At 33.1% G+C, this 15,062-nt stretch carries 15 protein-coding genes; 8 read left to right on the forward strand and 7 right to left on the reverse strand.

What is annotated here, in order from left to right; all coding sequences use genetic code 11:
• Positions 1-314: 314 nt before the first annotated feature.
• Both ACHRVX_RS18235 and ACHRVX_RS18240 read right to left on the reverse strand, forming a co-directional pair.
• The gene (locus ACHRVX_RS18235; RefSeq protein ID WP_395334762.1) at positions 315-770 is read right to left on the reverse strand and encodes a tRNA (cytidine(34)-2'-O)-methyltransferase; all 456 of its coding nucleotides are present in this window, start codon (positions 768-770) and stop codon (positions 315-317) included.
• A 77-nt stretch (positions 771-847) separates the two neighbouring features.
• A complete protein-coding gene (locus tag ACHRVX_RS18240) occupies positions 848-1,429 on the reverse strand; it encodes a pseudouridine synthase (RefSeq protein ID WP_395334764.1) in 582 nt (193 codons plus the stop codon).
• A 141-nt stretch (positions 1,430-1,570) separates the two neighbouring features.
• On the opposite strand from ACHRVX_RS18240, the gene ACHRVX_RS18245 reads away from it, so the two are divergent.
• The 3 genes from ACHRVX_RS18245 (at position 1,571) to ACHRVX_RS18255 (ending at position 6,576) form a co-directional block, all read left to right on the forward strand.
• Complete coding sequence (locus ACHRVX_RS18245; protein ID WP_395334766.1) at positions 1,571-1,942, forward strand: hypothetical protein; 372 nt, start codon at positions 1,571-1,573, stop codon at positions 1,940-1,942.
• A gap of 159 nt (positions 1,943-2,101) precedes the next feature.
• Entirely contained in the window at positions 2,102-2,854 is a 753-nt protein-coding gene (locus ACHRVX_RS18250; protein ID WP_395334768.1) for an SDR family NAD(P)-dependent oxidoreductase, read from the forward strand.
• A 299-nt stretch (positions 2,855-3,153) separates the two neighbouring features.
• A complete protein-coding gene (locus ACHRVX_RS18255; RefSeq protein WP_395334770.1) occupies positions 3,154-6,576 on the forward strand; it encodes a choice-of-anchor J domain-containing protein in 3,423 nt (1,140 codons plus the stop codon).
• A 59-nt stretch (positions 6,577-6,635) separates the two neighbouring features.
• On the opposite strand, the gene ACHRVX_RS18260 is transcribed toward ACHRVX_RS18255, so the two are convergent.
• From ACHRVX_RS18260 to ACHRVX_RS18280, 5 genes are read right to left on the reverse strand one after another with little or no spacing between them, the layout of a single operon-like run.
• On the reverse strand, positions 6,636-7,157 hold the full coding sequence (locus tag ACHRVX_RS18260) for a MepB family protein (protein WP_395334772.1): 522 nt from the start codon (positions 7,155-7,157) through the stop codon (positions 6,636-6,638).
• Between the two features lie 50 nt (positions 7,158-7,207).
• Complete coding sequence (locus ACHRVX_RS18265; protein WP_395334774.1) at positions 7,208-9,190, reverse strand: hypothetical protein; 1,983 nt, start codon at positions 9,188-9,190, stop codon at positions 7,208-7,210.
• Complete coding sequence (locus tag ACHRVX_RS18270) at positions 9,187-9,738, reverse strand: RNA polymerase sigma factor (RefSeq protein ID WP_395334777.1); 552 nt, start codon at positions 9,736-9,738, stop codon at positions 9,187-9,189. The genes ACHRVX_RS18265 and ACHRVX_RS18270 overlap by 4 nt, the downstream gene beginning before the upstream one ends.
• 51 nt (positions 9,739-9,789) lie before the next feature.
• Entirely contained in the window at positions 9,790-10,191 is a 402-nt protein-coding gene (locus tag ACHRVX_RS18275) for a hypothetical protein (protein ID WP_395334779.1), read from the reverse strand.
• An 8-nt stretch (positions 10,192-10,199) separates the two neighbouring features.
• Complete coding sequence (locus tag ACHRVX_RS18280) at positions 10,200-11,075, reverse strand: protease complex subunit PrcB family protein (RefSeq protein WP_395334782.1); 876 nt, start codon at positions 11,073-11,075, stop codon at positions 10,200-10,202.
• 209 nt (positions 11,076-11,284) lie between these two features.
• On the opposite strand from ACHRVX_RS18280, the gene rmuC reads away from it, so the two are divergent.
• The 5 genes from rmuC to ACHRVX_RS18305 all read left to right on the forward strand — a co-directional run bounded on the left by rmuC (position 11,285) and on the right by ACHRVX_RS18305 (position 15,062).
• Positions 11,285-12,658 carry a DNA recombination protein RmuC gene (gene rmuC, locus ACHRVX_RS18285; RefSeq protein WP_395334784.1) on the forward strand — a complete coding sequence of 458 codons (1,374 nt, stop codon included), beginning with the start codon at positions 11,285-11,287 and terminating at the stop codon, positions 12,656-12,658.
• A gap of 5 nt (positions 12,659-12,663) precedes the next feature.
• Positions 12,664-13,029, forward strand: coding sequence for a 6-phosphogluconate dehydrogenase (locus tag ACHRVX_RS18290; protein ID WP_395334786.1), 366 nt, complete (start codon positions 12,664-12,666; stop codon positions 13,027-13,029).
• 3 nt (positions 13,030-13,032) lie between these two features.
• Complete coding sequence (locus tag ACHRVX_RS18295; RefSeq protein WP_395334788.1) at positions 13,033-13,581, forward strand: acyl-CoA thioesterase; 549 nt, start codon at positions 13,033-13,035, stop codon at positions 13,579-13,581.
• A gap of 29 nt (positions 13,582-13,610) precedes the next feature.
• Positions 13,611-14,006, forward strand: a complete 396-nt coding sequence (locus ACHRVX_RS18300) for a VOC family protein (RefSeq protein WP_395334790.1) — start codon at positions 13,611-13,613, stop codon at positions 14,004-14,006.
• A 486-nt stretch (positions 14,007-14,492) separates the two neighbouring features.
• The gene (locus tag ACHRVX_RS18305; protein ID WP_395334792.1) at positions 14,493-15,062 is read left to right on the forward strand and encodes a YceI family protein; all 570 of its coding nucleotides are present in this window, start codon (positions 14,493-14,495) and stop codon (positions 15,060-15,062) included.

Genomic DNA, 15,062 nt, shown 5'->3' on the forward strand with positions numbered 1-15,062 from the left:
CCCAGCGGGACGTTATATTTATAGAAGAAATAAAACGGATTTAATAGAACCCCATCGGGGTGAAATATTCATCAAAAAAAAATTAAGATATCGCTCTGCTAGAGCTTATTTGCAGGCTGATTTTTTTGCTATAAATATTACGCTCCTCCAGAGCTTAGCGATTTTGAGTTATTCTGCAAGGTTTTTTTCAACCTTGTAGGTATGGTATTGAAAAGTGTTTTTAATCAAAATCTAGTTTATATCTACAAGGTTGAAAAAACCTTGCAGGAAATCGGTTTTATAAAATTCGATTCAACACCAAAACAAATAAACGATTAAACCTTCAATCCAATTTGCCTCTTAGCTTCTCCAACCACAAAAGCCACGGAATTTGCAATATTAAAACTTCGGATTAATTTTGACATTGGAATCGTTAAATGATTTTCGAAACGTGCCAAAACTTCCTGGCTCAAGCCAACACTTTCCTTCCCGAAAACCAACCAGTCTCCATCCTGGAAATCAGTTTCAAGATATGATTTATCGGCATGGGAACTCATTAAAAAAACACGAGATTGATCCGGAATCTGACTGATCCATTCTTCAATGTTTTGATATTCGGTAACGTCAAGATGTACCCAATAATCCAAACCGGAACGTTTCAGGTTTTTATCATTAATCACAAACCCAAACGGATGAATTAGGTGTAATCTACTTTCTGTGCCCACACATAACCGACCAATATTTCCGGTATTATTTGGGATTTCCGGTTCTACAAGAACAACGTTTAGCATTATCGTTTATTTGGTTAATTGTTTATTTGTTTGATCGTAAATTAAAGAATTATCTAATTTTCAAATTGATACATTTTCTAATTAGTCTCATTCTCTAATTTAAAATCGGGAACTTCAATAATTTCTCCGGCTTTCAGGTTTTGCAAATATACATTTCCTATACGAACCCGAACTAATCGCAAAGTGGGAAAACCAACCGCAGCGGTCATTTTCCTGACCTGACGAAACTTTCCTTCATTCACCGTTATTGATGCCCATGAAGTTGGTCCGTGTCTTTCATCTCTTATTTTTTTTGCTCTTGGTCCAAAATCAGGAATTTCAGTAACAATAAAAGCAGAGCAAGGTTTGGTTTTGTATTTTCCGCCATCAAAACCTATTTCAACACCTTTTTGTAATTGTTCAATGGCTTCGGGAGTAATAACGCCGTCGACCTGAACATAATATTCTTTATCGACTTTTTTGCTTCTTATTTGTTCGCTTACTTTTCCGTCCGTAGTGAGTAAAAGCAATCCTTCAGAATCTTCGTCAAGTCTGCCAATCGCCATTGTCCCTTCCGGAAAATCGTGTAATTCGCCTAAAAGCTTTTTCTTTCTTTTTAATTCATAGATAAATTGGCTCAAATAGCCATACGGTTTAAAAAGAATGAAGTGTCTGTGCATGTTTGCTTTTTTGTGGCAAAGATAGTTTTGTTTGATAAGGAATTAAAATATTGGTCAAATAAACCAAAAGCAATGTTAAAGCACTTAATTTTTAGCGTGAGAATTCGTAATATTATAATACTAACGCTAAAATATAAAATTATGGAAACTAATAATTTAGGATCAAAAAAGATAAATGGAGTACAAAAAGACATAGACGAATCTAAAGGAAAAAATATTTCTCATGATAAAGAATCTCACAAATCAGAGATGAAAAAAGAAGTTGTAACAGATCAGGATGGAAATAAAGAAGTTGTAGAGAGAGCCAGAAATGAGAACGAAGAAATAAAAAAAGTTCCGGACAACTCTGGAAACACTAAAGAAAATGGCAATCGCGGAGTGGCTACAGAAGAGGAAGCGCAAAAAACCGTAGAAAACAAAGACAGAAACTCAGATGTAACACCAAATCGATATCCTAATTCTGATCCTGAAAGTCATAAAGACAGAGGAAATATGAAATTAGATGAAGAATAATTCTCTTTAAATAATAAATTTTTTGCTGGTTTCAGGGCTTTTTTTCTAAAATAACATTTGATTGGCAAACTGCGTTAATGTTATTCTAAAACGCTGTTTCATGGAGATTACCGGTTAATATCTTTGTAAATTGTAGTACAAATTTAAAATATATTAAATATGGCACTTTTAGAAAACAAAGTCGCTTTTGTATCCGGTGGAGGTTCAGGAATTGGACGTGCAGTGGCAGAAGCTTACGCTCGCGAAGGAGCAAAAGTAGTACTTTCAGATATTAACGTTGAACACGGTGAAGCAACTGTAAAAATTATAAAGGATAATGGTGGAGAAGCTTTTTTTGTAAAAGGAGATTCATCAAGCGCAAGCGACAATAAACATATGGTTGAAGTTACTGTTTCTAAATATGGCCGACTTGATATTTCCTGTAATAACGCAGGAATGGGTGGTCCGGCGAAACCAACGGGAGAATATGAACCGGAAGCATGGGATAAGGTAATTGCCTTAAATTTAAGTGGTGTTTTTTATGCCTGTCGTTATCAGTTAGAACAAATGGAAAAAAATGGAGGAGGAAGTATTGTCAACATTGCCTCTATACACGGGCAAGTTGCAGCACCATTAAGTCCGGCATATACAGCGTCAAAACATGGCGTTGTAGGTTTAACTAAAAATATAGCTGCCGAATACGGACAAAAAAATATTCGTTGTAATGCAATTGGTCCGGGTTATATTGAAACTGCTTTATTAAAAGACAATCTTAACGATGAGGCTATGAGCGCTATTGCAGCAAAAGCACCAATGAACCGTTTAGGAACCTCAGAAGAAATTGCAGAATTAGTAGTTTTTCTAAGTTCTGAAAAATCTTCTTTCACAACCGGAAGTTACATAATTGCAGATGGTGGATACACCGCAATTTAAAGTTTTTCGTATAATTAATATGAGGCTGTCTTGATTCAAGATAGCCTTTTTTATTGCTTTTAATGAATTAAAATAAAGTTTTATCTTGTTAAAAACATGTGGCTGAGTGAATTCTCACAATAATAGATAATGCCGTAAAGTCAATGTATGTGTATTAATTGTTTAATTAATTTGTCAATAAAATGGCTTTTGTTACCAGATGTTCATAATATGCGAAACAATAAGTTTATGGTTTCACAATATTGGCTTAACTTTAGAGTCTATAAATTTGACCTATAAAAACTCTATTTTTTAAACGTATGAAAAACAATTACTCTGTACGCCATTTTATGGCTTTTTTAAGTTTTTTTTGTTGCTTGTCGGGCAATTTATTTGCTCAGACAATGCCAGCGGCACAAGCATTGCCATATACACAAAATTTTAATGGGTTAGCTGCTACCTCTACAACTTATCCTTCAGGTTTTCAGGGATGGACAGCGGGAATAGCTCCTGGTGCAACTTTTTTAACCGGAGCGACTATGACTGCTGACAGAGCTTTATTTGCCAGCAGTACAGCGGTTACCAATAGCGGTAATTTTCACAACTATGATGGTAAAATTGGATTTTTGAACACAGGTTCACTTGATTTGGCTATCGGTTTTGCATTTACCACTACAGGACAAACGAACATACAGGTTAAATTTGATGCAATGACAATTCGTAATCCTTATGATGTACCGCCAACTACTACTAATACTCGTATTAACGAAATGGTTTTGCAATATAGAGTAGGAACTACTGCTGTTTTTACAACATTATTACCCACTGCTTATTCTAACAATGATGTAAAACAAATAACGGCTGTTACAACTCCACAAAATGTAAAAACAATAAAAGTAACATTACCGGCAGAGTGTGATAATCAGCCTGTCGTGCAAATAAGATGGATTTCCAGACAAGTTTCTGGTGGAGGTGCCCGTCCTTCTTTTGCCATTGATAATATTGATATCAGAAGTGATATTACGGCTCCGGTAAATGAAGCCGGTTATCCAAAAGCAGAAAATATTTTATCCGGAGGTTTTGATTTCTCTAATAAATTAGATGAGCCGGGTAAAACATATTTTGTTCTATTACCTTCAGGAAGTGCAGCGCCAACAGTTGCTCAAATTAAAGCAGGTAATGGTGCTGATGATCTTGCGGCTTTACAATCAGGACTTTTAGATATTGCTGATCAATCTCAGGTGTATTCTAAAACTTTATCTGGTTTAGCACTTAATACAGCTTATTCTGTTTTCTCTGTTTCAGAAGATCTTTTTGGAAATATTCAGGCAGTTTCTAATCAATTAGATGTTACAACATCAAGTGTTGTGGTTCCGTCTTTATCAACCACAATTAATACTCTTGATTTAGGATTTTCAGAAGCTAATTATGATTCAAATATAGCAACTTACCAAATTCAGGGAAGTAATGTTTCAACCAATGTAATTGTTACTGCTACCGGAAATTTTACAATTTCAGCCGACGGTATTACTTTTGGAACTTCATTGACATTTCCGGCTTCAGCTTTTGATTTAAATGCAACGCCAACTGTTTATGTTAAAGGAACTCCAAGTGCTATAGGTAGTTTTTCAGGACAAATATCTCATGAAACAACTGGTGCAACTACCAAAACAATAACATTGACAGGAACAGGAATTAATCCTTATGTACAAGGTTTTAATGATGCAAATGTTTTGACAAATAGCGGTTGGATGCAATATAATGTTGCAGGTCCTCTTAATAAATGGACACCAACTACCGTGGCAAGAAATATAAATTCTGGTGCAGGTGCAGTAATTATGAATGGATATTCTGATACAGGAGCTAGTAAAGACTGGTTGGTTTCGCCGAAATTACGTTTGGATAATTTTAGTCAATTTCCTTTACTATCCTTCTTCTCTCGTAAATTTTATGCAGGAACTGATTTAAAATTAATGGTTTCTACAGATTACGATGGTAAAAGCAGTCCTGAAACGGCAACGTGGACAGAATTACCGGGTAATTTCCCAACCACTACAGGAACTTATGCGCAATCACAATTTATAAATTTAAGCAATTATAAAACCAATCATACCTACCTTGCCTGGGTTTATGTTACTACAGCCGGAGGTACAAATAATGCCGCTGAATGGTCACTTGATGACGTAGCGATTACAAACGAAATAGGTTATGTAGCTGCAAATCCTATTTTAGATTTTGGAGATGTATTGCCAAATTCAGTTTCTGCAAGTCAGTCGTTTGTTTTTAAAGCAAGCGGTTACAATGATATCACAATTACAGCTCCTTCAGATTATCAAATATCTTTAGATGATACTACATTTCAAACTAGTATTATTGTTACTGATGCAGATGCAGCAGCAGGAAAAACAGTTTATGTTAGATTTACGCCTTCAGTAAAAGCATTAAAGATTTCGGGAGTGTTTACAGTAACAGGAACTTCATTAAACAAAACCATTGGTTCTGTAACCGGATCTTCCATTCCAAAAGCAGATACTTTTGATATTGTAAGCTACAACTTGGAGTTTTTTGGTACAGCTGTTAAAGGTACTGACGGAGTAGAATTTGGTCCAACTGATAATGCTTTACAAATTGAAAATGTTGCTAAAGTAATGAACAAACTTAATGCAGATGTTTATGTAGTTCAGGAAGTATCTGATGAACCTGCTCTAGATGCTTTGATACAAAAAATCAGTATCAACGGAAAAACATTCGACAAAACGATTTCAACATCATGGTCTTATTCTTTTAATCCGGCAGACCCTAATTTTCCTCCTCAAAAATTAGTTGTAATCTATAATACGCAAACAGCAACTGTAACAGATACCCGCGTAATGTTTAAGGATTTATATGATGAGGTACGTGCGGGAACGACAACTTTACCAAATTATCCAGGCGGTAATGGAGCAAGTTTTTTCTCTTCAGGACGTTTGCCATACATGGTTCAGATCGAAACAAATCTTGGCGGAGTTAAAAAACTGCTTAATTTAGTTGATATTCATGCACGCGCCAATAGCGGATCTGATATTGCCAGATATAATATGCGTAAATATGATGCTCAGGTTTTAAAAGACAGTTTAGACCTTTACTATGCAAATTCTAATTTAGTTATTTTAGGAGATTATAATGATGATGTAAAAGCATCAGTAATTACGCCAAATCCTTCGTCTTACAAAATGTTTGTGGATGATCAGGTAAATTATAATGCCCTTACTTTAGGTATTAGTCAGGCTGGAGCTTTTAGTTATTTAAGTTCAAGCGGATTCCTTGATCATATTATGATTTCTAATGAATTAAACGATGATTACATTCAAAATTCAATTGCCGTTTATGATCCGCGTACAGATATTGCAAATTATACCAATACAACTTCTGATCACGGACCTGTAATTGCACGTTTTGAACTAAAAGCGACAAACTTGTCTACAATTGATTATGAAACCAAGAACGGATATTTTGTACAAGCATTCCCTAATCCAACAACGGATGTTTTAAATGTTGTTGTAAAAGCGAATAATGATAAAATTCTGAAGTTAAATCTATATGACATTTCAGGACATTTAGTTACGAAGCCTGTTGAAATAAATGCAAATCAGGATTTAAGTACAACTGTTATTCCTGTAAATTATTTACAATCGGGAATCTATGTTTATACTTTGACTGAAAATAATAAAATTGTCTATAAAAGTAAGATTATAAAGAAATAAGTAATTCTTAAAAATGTAAAAGAGGCATTCGCTACGGTGAATGCCTCTTTTTTTATACTTTAAAATAAAGTTTTGAATTTTTCTAAATCAAGATCAGGATTTATATTGTAAAAATAATTTAATTGCCATTGTTGTGTTTTTTGAGCCTGTTTATTTGTCGTTTCATCCCAGGGCGGATAAATTCTTGTCGCTCTTTTTCCTTCTTTAAACTCCGTTGAAAAAATTCCTTTTTCAAGAAGAATATTTTTGGGAAAAATAAATTGTCCCAGTAAATTATTCTTTCTAACGTTTACAATTACGAAATCAATTGTGTCTAAGAAATCAAAAGGTGCAATGATTCCCATTACATTACGTTTCCATAAAGTGACAAACTGACCCGTTTTTGTCGGAGTTATTTTTGCTGCTCTGTAACAAATGTTTTTTTCGTTTATTTGAAAATGATAAGCATCATAATCAGCACTTTCAGCTTCCCGCTGAGGTTCTGTAGCATTAAAATTGCAACAATCATAAACCAATTCTTTAACGGTAATGAGATCTTTAGGCAATGATTTTAGATCATTCCAATTGTTTGTGATTGCCATTTATCGAGATTCTTTTGAAGTTATTTTGTAAAATTAGCACAAAAAGAACTTTAAAAAGAAACATTCAAACCAAAATTCAATCCCCATTGAAATTGATTAAAAGATTGATTGTTTAATGGATTGATGTAATAATTCATAGCAGGTTCAACAAAAACATTCGTCTTTTTATACACACGATATTGCAAAGTACTGCTTAGAGTAGAACCATACACATAATCATTCGCATTCACATTCTGACCAATTGAATTACCATCTAAAGCCACATTATTCGAAATCAATTTCCCCACAAATCCACCTGTATTCAAATTAATACTGGCTTTGTTTTTGCTAAAAACAGAATACGAAACTTCTAAAGGCATTTCGATATATCGTAAGTTCTGATCTAAATTTCCACTTTGAATATTATTACTTTCGATATTATTTTGTTTCAAAGCATTTGCAGTAGCTGTAGGTACAAATACAACATCAGAACTTGCTGCGATTCGCGGAGCAGCAGCCGTTGTATTCATATTAAAATAATCATTAGAACTAAAAAAAGAATTATTTTTCGCACTTAAATACGAAACATTTGCCACACTTTGTCCTAGTTCATTTATTTTGAAACCAGAAGCGACAGCCCACTTTTTGTTGATTTTATACTTGGTTTTTACACCGTAAGAATTACTTTGTTTAGAATCATTTGCGTTACCTAAGGTTTTATCATTTTTATAATTTTCAGAATTTGCTACTCCGGCAAAAACTTCAACAGCCCATTTTTCAGCATTAGAAACAGGATTTTTTTCCTTTTCTGTTTTTTCTTCAGGGGTTTTTGGAGTGATAATTCCTTTTTCTAAGTTTTGAAGTTCTGCTAATTGAACAGAATCCTGCTGGCTTAAAACATCATTAAATTTTGAATTGCTTTTTTGGTTACTGGCAATTGGTTTCTCTGTTATTAAGCTTCCGCTATTTTGTTTTGTATTACTTTCAACTATAGTTTTTTGAATCTCGTTCAAATTTGATTTTGAAGTATTAGAAGCAATATTATAGCTGTTTTTTGAAGCCGATTGATCTTCAAAAAATGATTTGGACAATTGATTTTTTGAAGTTGGATTAAATGGATTTGTTTTGCCAAAAGTTTTTTCAGCTAAAATTTTATCCGAAGCTTTTTTATCAGCACTTGCAATCTGGTTTTTTGAACCAGAATTGAATCCGTTTTTCTGATTTGAAACAGAAGTCTTTTTAGTTAAAGCCGCATTAGAAACTTTTTCATCAACATTCACAATTTGATTTTGTGAACCAGAATTGAATCTATTTTTCTGATTTAAAACAGAAGTCTTTTTAGTTAAAGCCGCATTAGCAACTTTTTCATCCACATTCGCAATTTGATTTTGTGAACCAGAATTAAATCCATTTTTTTGATTTGAAACAGAAGTCTTAGTAGCTAAAGCCGTATTAGAAACTTTTTCATCCACATTCGCAATTTGATTTTGTGAATTAGAATTGAATCCGTTCTTTTGATTTGAAACAGAAGCTTTTTCGGCTACAGCCTGATTACTGTCTAAAGTGCTATTAATTGATGTTGGATTTAATACATCAAAATTATTTTTGATTTTGGTATCAGAATGAGCAACTGCCGTTTTTTGATTTTTATTTTGTTGTGAATTTTCAACTGGATTAATCTTGTTTCCTACAGATGAAACTGATTCAGGATCATTTGATTTTTTTTCAGAAGTTGTAATTTCTAAAGCATTATTTTCAGGAACAGAGATTGTTTTATTTGTATTTGATTTGTTTTTTTGATCATCAAGAACAACACTATTATCGAGAGCATCATTTTTTATAGTTTTGATTCCTGAAGCAGAGTTAAAATGTAAAACAGAAGGAAGCATTAATCCTAATAATAAGCATGCCGCAGCCGACCACCAAAGAATAGCTCTTTTCTTCTTTTTAGGTTTATCTAGTTTTTCCTCAATTTGCCCCCATAATTCCGGCGGTGGAACACTTGAAAAGTCTTCCATTGATGAAAAAATATCTTCTATATTTTGCTTTTTCATGCTATTTTAAAATTTTTTATGCTCAGTATTCTTTTTTGCAATAGTTGCTTGGCGCGGTTTAAATTTGATTTTGATGTTCCTTCGGAGATTTTTAATAATTCGCCAATTTCTTTGTGTTTCATTTTTTCAAAAACATACAAGTTAAAAACCGTTCGATATTGATCTGGTAAATCCCGGATATATTCTAATAATTTTTCTTGTTCTATCGGTATCGGGTCTAATTCTTCCTCCTCAATAAAATCCGTATCAGGATCAAAAACATCTAAAAAAAAGCTTTCTTTCTTTTTTTTGTTTAAAGTTTCAAGCAGTTTATTAATGAAGATGCGTTTTAACCAGCCTTCAAAACTTCCCTCAAATTTATACTGACTTATTTTTTGAAAAACAATGACAAATGCTTCCTGAAAAACATCCTTAGCATCATCTTCGTTTTTCATATACTTTAGGCAAATACCATATAAAACAGGAGAGAACAACTGATATATTTTCAGTTGTCCCTCTCTGTCATTTTTTATGCACAGCCTAATGTATTTTTCTAAATCGTCTTTCAAAAAAGTGGTGTTGTTTGGTTTTGCAAAAATAGTCCTTATAAGCTTATAAAACTATCTTTTAAAAATAGTACGGGCTGCGTCTTCATTATTACTAACAATTGTTAGGTTTTGATTGTCAAGGTTTTCTATAACATAAGTCTTCCCTTCAAAGGTAATTAAGTCATGTTGCGACTTGTCAAAAAAGCCAGTGCCTTTTTCTACCTGATACTTACTGTTTCTAATTTCAACATCATTTTTGTAAGTGATAACACGACCGTTTGATGTAAATACCACCTTTTTGCTAAATCCAATAGTTTTGGGAGTTGCCGTGTACGGATTGCTGGTTCCTCCCGTCGATTTTTCCCAGATCCAGGTGTTTACAATTGATCCTGAACCTGCGTTTGTTGATTCCAGGGAATAAGCCGAAGAAAAAAGGCAGGACACAACAATAAATAATAAGAATTGTTTTTTCATAATTTAGATTATTTTAAAGCTGTAATTTTATCCTGAATCGCTTTCTTGAAAACCTTTATTTCAGCACTTTGATCTGCAGTATCAGTATTATCGATAAAAACTTTAGTTGTTAAGGCACCTTGACGAAGTTCAAAATAAACACCGCCATGATCAGCCGTATCCGGAGTTCCGTAAGTTTTAGTCTGACCTTTTAAGTTTAAAATCTCCGTAGGTACATTTTTAAGGAAAAGCGTGTAATCACCTTTTTTAGTTGTTGCAGTATATCTGTATTGGTTAAAATCATAACCTCCGGCAGCAACATTTAAGAATTTTAGAATGTTGAAATCATTTATTTGATAAAATTTTTGGCAATCAGCACCAGTACATTGTTTGCTAAAAGTTCCTACCACAATATTATCAGTAGTTTCAGTAGTTTTATTAAAAAGAATTTGTTTTCCTGTTCTTGGAATTAAAATAAAATCTGAAGGATAACTTGGTCCTTGCGTTAGCGTTTCTCCAGCCTGAGGTGCTTTTTCATAATAATTAATCAGGATTTCGCACTTGTTTTCTACTATGCTTGTTATTTTAATCGAATATCCATTTGTTGGTTTTAAACCTGCAAAAAGTCCAACTAAAATTTCTTTAGTAAAATCGATAGGAGTATTGTTACTATTAGGACAGCCAGTTTCATTTTTTGTGAATAAAACTTTCATTGTTTCCTCAGACCCAACTAAAACAGGAGTTGGATTATTAGGCAGCGTTTTGACACTATATGAACATAAAAGTGGAAATCCTGTAAAAACTTTGTCTTCGCTGGCTCCGCAATCTACATTTAAATCATCATTATTAAGAGAACAGGCACTGAATCCAAAAGCGATAAACAAGCTTAACATTAATTTTTTCATGGTAAAATTTTAATAGGTTATATATGGTAGATGTGCATTATTTGAAATGGTTGCGTGAAAAAAATAATTTTTCTGCGTAATTGTTAAATAGACTGCGTTCTCTTAAATGTTTATAAAATTTAGAATAGTTACTAATTAGTGAAATTTCAATTTTAAAATTATGCACTACGTATTATTCCTTACTTTTACTTTAAAAAATAAAGTTAGATATGTTTGATTTTTTGCCTTATTTACTGGCTTTTATTGTGGCATTATTCATAGGTGTTTACTTAGGGAAAATGCTGTTTTCGGCTAGGTCTCAATCAGAAAAAGTAAGTTTAGAAGAACGGTTGAATGCGCACATCAATCAGTTGCAAATGCAGAAAGAGCAATTTGAAAGAGAACGGATTATTTTTGAAAAGCAACTTCATTTATCTGCATCAGAAAAAGAAAACATCAGAACCGAAAAAGACAGTCTGGCAATTCAGCTTTCTAAAAAAGAAGTAGATTTTGAAAATTTATGGGAACGCCATAAAGAACAAAAAAGCGAGATAACAGAGCTGCAGGAAAAATTTACCAAAGAATTTGAAAACTTAGCCAATAAAATTCTCGAAGAAAAATCAGCAAAATTTACGGAACAAAATAGCGAGAACATGAAAAGTATCTTGCTTCCGTTGCAGGATAAAATTCAGTTTTTTGAACAAAAAGTAGAACAAACCCATAAAGAAAGTATTGATTACCATGCAGCATTACGCCAGCAAATTATTGGCTTAAGCGAAATGAATGCACAAATGAGCAAAGAAACCCTAAACCTGACCAAAGCCTTAAAAGGCGATAATAAAATGCAGGGAAATTGGGGAGAACTTGTTCTGGAGCGTGTTTTAGAAAAATCAGGCCTGGAAAAAGGGCGTGAATACGAAGTCCAGCAAAGTTTTGTAAATAACGAAGGAAACAGAGTTTTTCCAGATGTTGTCATCAATTTACCCGATGGTAAAAAAATGATTGTCGATTCTAAAGTTTCCTTAGTTGCCTATGAAAAATGGATCAACGAAGAATCTGAAATTCTTAAAACAGAGTACTTAAAAGAACACGTGAATTCTATTAAAAGACACGTAGAGCAACTGGGTAATAAAAATTATCATGATTTATACCAAATAGAAAGTCCTGATTTTGTTTTGTTATTTATCCCTATAGAACCCGCTTTTGCCATTGCCTTAAACCAGGATTCCGGTTTATACAACAAAGCATTTGACCGAAATATTGTAATTGTTACGCCAACAACGTTATTGGCTACTTTAAGAACTATTGATAGTATGTGGGCAAATCAAAAGCAACAGGAAAATGCCTTTGAAATTGCCAGACAAGCCGGAGCATTATATGATAAATTTGAAGGTTTTGTAACTGATTTAGTCAGAATAGGAAACAAAATTAAAGATACAAAAACCGAATATGAAAACGCTATGAGCAAACTTGTTGACGGCAGAGGAAACTTAATTTCGAGTGTCGAAAAATTAAAGAAAATGGGAGCAAAGGCTAAAAAGTCACTTCCGGAAAATATTATTGCAAGAGCTTCAACTGAAGATGAAAATCAATTATTAAATTAAAACTTATGAAACGAATTTTACTGATTATCGCGGCAATGTGTGTGTTGGGTTTTGCAGCTTATTTTACTTTTATTTACTATGTTTCATACAGTGAAGGATATCGTTCCGGCGAATTAATCAGGATGAGCCACAAAGGCGTTATGATGAAAACCTGGGAAGGTGAATTGAGTCAGGGCGTTTCGGGATCGCAAATTTTTAGGTTTTCGGTTCTGGACAGCGATAAAAAAGTAATAGAACAATTGAATGAATTACAAGGTCAATATGTAAAATTGACTTATGTTGAACGATACAGAAATTTTAGCTGGTGGGGAGATTCCCATTTTTTCATCACGGCTGTTCAAAAAGAAACTTCCCCATTTAAATACAAATAAAATATGACTACAGACTTTAAACCGGTATCATCATCAAAAATCAGTATTTCAGAATTGATGTTGCCGTCGCATACTAACTTTAGCGGAAAAATTCATGGAGGATATATTCTGCAATTACTCGATCAGATTGCTTTTGCCTGTGCATCAAAATTTAGCGGTAATTATTGCGTAACGGCTTCGGTTGATACAGTCAATTTTTTAAAACCTATAGAAGTTGGAGAATTGGTAACCATGAAAGCTTCTGTAAATTATGTAGGCAGAAGTTCCATGATTGTGGGTATTCGCGTTGAAGCCGAAAATATTCAGACAGGAGCGATAAAACATTGTAATTCATCCTATTTTACAATGGTCGCCAAAGATAAAGAAGGCAAAAGCGTACCTGTTCCCGGATTAATTTTATCAAATTTAGATGAAGTTCGTCGTTTTAGAAAATGCATCAAACAAATTGAAGCTAAAAAAGAAGTGGAAGAACATGCTAAAATTACCAACGTAAACTCGATTGAAGATTTGGCAACTTTAGACAAGTATAATGTATTGATAGAAATAAGTTAGAAGATATAATCAAATTAAAATTTAGAAACATGGTAAAGTTTGGATATACAATTTTATATGTAGAAGATGTAGAAAAATCAGTTGCATTTTATGAAAGTACATTTGGATTTTCAAGAAAATTTGTAACACCCGAAAATGATTACGGAGAATTGATTACCGGTGAAACAACGATTTCATTCGCTTCAAAAAAATTAGCCGCTCAAAATTTAAGCGAAGGTTTTATCGAAAGCAGTTTAGACGATAAACCTTTTGCCATTGAGATAGGATTTATTACCGATGACGTGGCAGAATTGGTTCAAAAAGCAACTTCTTTTGGCGCAATAGTAGTAAAAGAACCGACACAAAAACCGTGGGGACAAATTGTGGCGTATGTCAGAGATTTAGACGGGTTTTTAATTGAGATTTGTACAGAAGTACAAGGATAAAAACTTTATATTTTAAGATATAAAATTTGTACTTCTTGGGAATAATACTGCCGATGGTTAATTTTTTACCAATATTTAATTCCTAACGGAATATTTCTGGTGAAGATTAATTATCGGTATTTTTTATGATTACAATAGAAGAAGTATTGATGATTTCAAATCAATATTTGGTAGCAAAAAAATATCTCGGAGAGATTAAATTTTGGTAGAAAAAATAATGCGACACGACAATTTTGTCCCGTAGGGACTATCCATTATAATTTGCAAAAAACATTTCACCAATCCCATTTCACATTTTACATTTTGCATCAAAAAACATTTCACAAATATTTAGCATAAAAATGACAACTGGCAACTTTAAATTTGCGTAACTTTAAATATAATCATTTGATTACTATGTTTTTCACGGAATATTGCCATTTTGTTTTTTAAATTTAATTTCAATAAAAAAAGCCGAATGACGTAATTGTTTAATTGATGACGATTATGAAAAAAATTACTGCATTAATGTTACTTTTTACCGCGTTCTCTATACTTGCTCAGGATAAATTTAAAACGACTACAGCAACTGTAAATTTTGAAGCTTCAATTCCTTTTTTTGAAGAAGTTTCGGCGGTAAATAAGCTTGGAACAATAGTTCTGGAACCTGAAACCAGCACATTAATTTGTACTGTTGCTGTAAAAGATTTTCTTTTTAAAATGGATTTAATGCAAACCCATTTCAATCAGAATTACCTGGAAAGCAATCGATATCCAAAGGCTGTTTTTAAAGGTAAAATTGAAAAATTTGATCTAAAAAATGTCGACGGAAGTGAAAAAGAATATGAGGTAAAAGGTAAACTTTATCTTCACGGAAAATCGAAAATAATTGACATGAAAGCGTTGATAAAACGAGTTCCTGAAGGCATACAAATATCCTGTAATTATCCTATTTCAATCTCAGATTTTAATGTAGCAATACCTAGTGTTGTCGCAGGTAAAATTTCAAAAACAGCCAATACTAAATTAATCGGAGTTGTGAGAAGTGATGAAATAATGTATCTCACATTAAAGTGA

This window comes from Flavobacterium sp. FlaQc-47, assembly GCF_044006475.1.
In the GTDB taxonomy this organism is placed as follows: domain Bacteria; phylum Bacteroidota; class Bacteroidia; order Flavobacteriales; family Flavobacteriaceae; genus Flavobacterium.

Bases quoted from the DNA above. Each gene is read 5' to 3' on its own strand.
- ACHRVX_RS18235 (WP_395334762.1), bottom strand. From the start codon at position 770: ATGCTAAACGTTGTTCTTGTAGAACCGGAAATCCCAAATAATACCGGA.
- ACHRVX_RS18240 (WP_395334764.1), bottom strand. From the start codon at position 1,429: ATGCACAGACACTTCATTCTTTTTAAACCGTATGGCTATTTGAGCCAA.
- ACHRVX_RS18245 (WP_395334766.1), top strand. From the start codon at position 1,571: ATGGAAACTAATAATTTAGGATCAAAAAAGATAAATGGAGTACAAAAA.
- ACHRVX_RS18250 (WP_395334768.1), top strand. From the start codon at position 2,102: ATGGCACTTTTAGAAAACAAAGTCGCTTTTGTATCCGGTGGAGGTTCA.
- ACHRVX_RS18255 (WP_395334770.1), top strand. From the start codon at position 3,154: ATGAAAAACAATTACTCTGTACGCCATTTTATGGCTTTTTTAAGTTTT.
- ACHRVX_RS18260 (WP_395334772.1), bottom strand. From the start codon at position 7,157: ATGGCAATCACAAACAATTGGAATGATCTAAAATCATTGCCTAAAGAT.
- ACHRVX_RS18265 (WP_395334774.1), bottom strand. From the start codon at position 9,190: ATGAAAAAGCAAAATATAGAAGATATTTTTTCATCAATGGAAGACTTT.
- ACHRVX_RS18275 (WP_395334779.1), bottom strand. From the start codon at position 10,191: ATGAAAAAACAATTCTTATTATTTATTGTTGTGTCCTGCCTTTTTTCT.
- ACHRVX_RS18280 (WP_395334782.1), bottom strand. From the start codon at position 11,075: ATGAAAAAATTAATGTTAAGCTTGTTTATCGCTTTTGGATTCAGTGCC.
- rmuC (WP_395334784.1), top strand. From the start codon at position 11,285: ATGTTTGATTTTTTGCCTTATTTACTGGCTTTTATTGTGGCATTATTC.
- ACHRVX_RS18290 (WP_395334786.1), top strand. From the start codon at position 12,664: ATGAAACGAATTTTACTGATTATCGCGGCAATGTGTGTGTTGGGTTTT.
- ACHRVX_RS18295 (WP_395334788.1), top strand. From the start codon at position 13,033: ATGACTACAGACTTTAAACCGGTATCATCATCAAAAATCAGTATTTCA.
- ACHRVX_RS18300 (WP_395334790.1), top strand. From the start codon at position 13,611: ATGGTAAAGTTTGGATATACAATTTTATATGTAGAAGATGTAGAAAAA.
- ACHRVX_RS18305 (WP_395334792.1), top strand. From the start codon at position 14,493: ATGAAAAAAATTACTGCATTAATGTTACTTTTTACCGCGTTCTCTATA.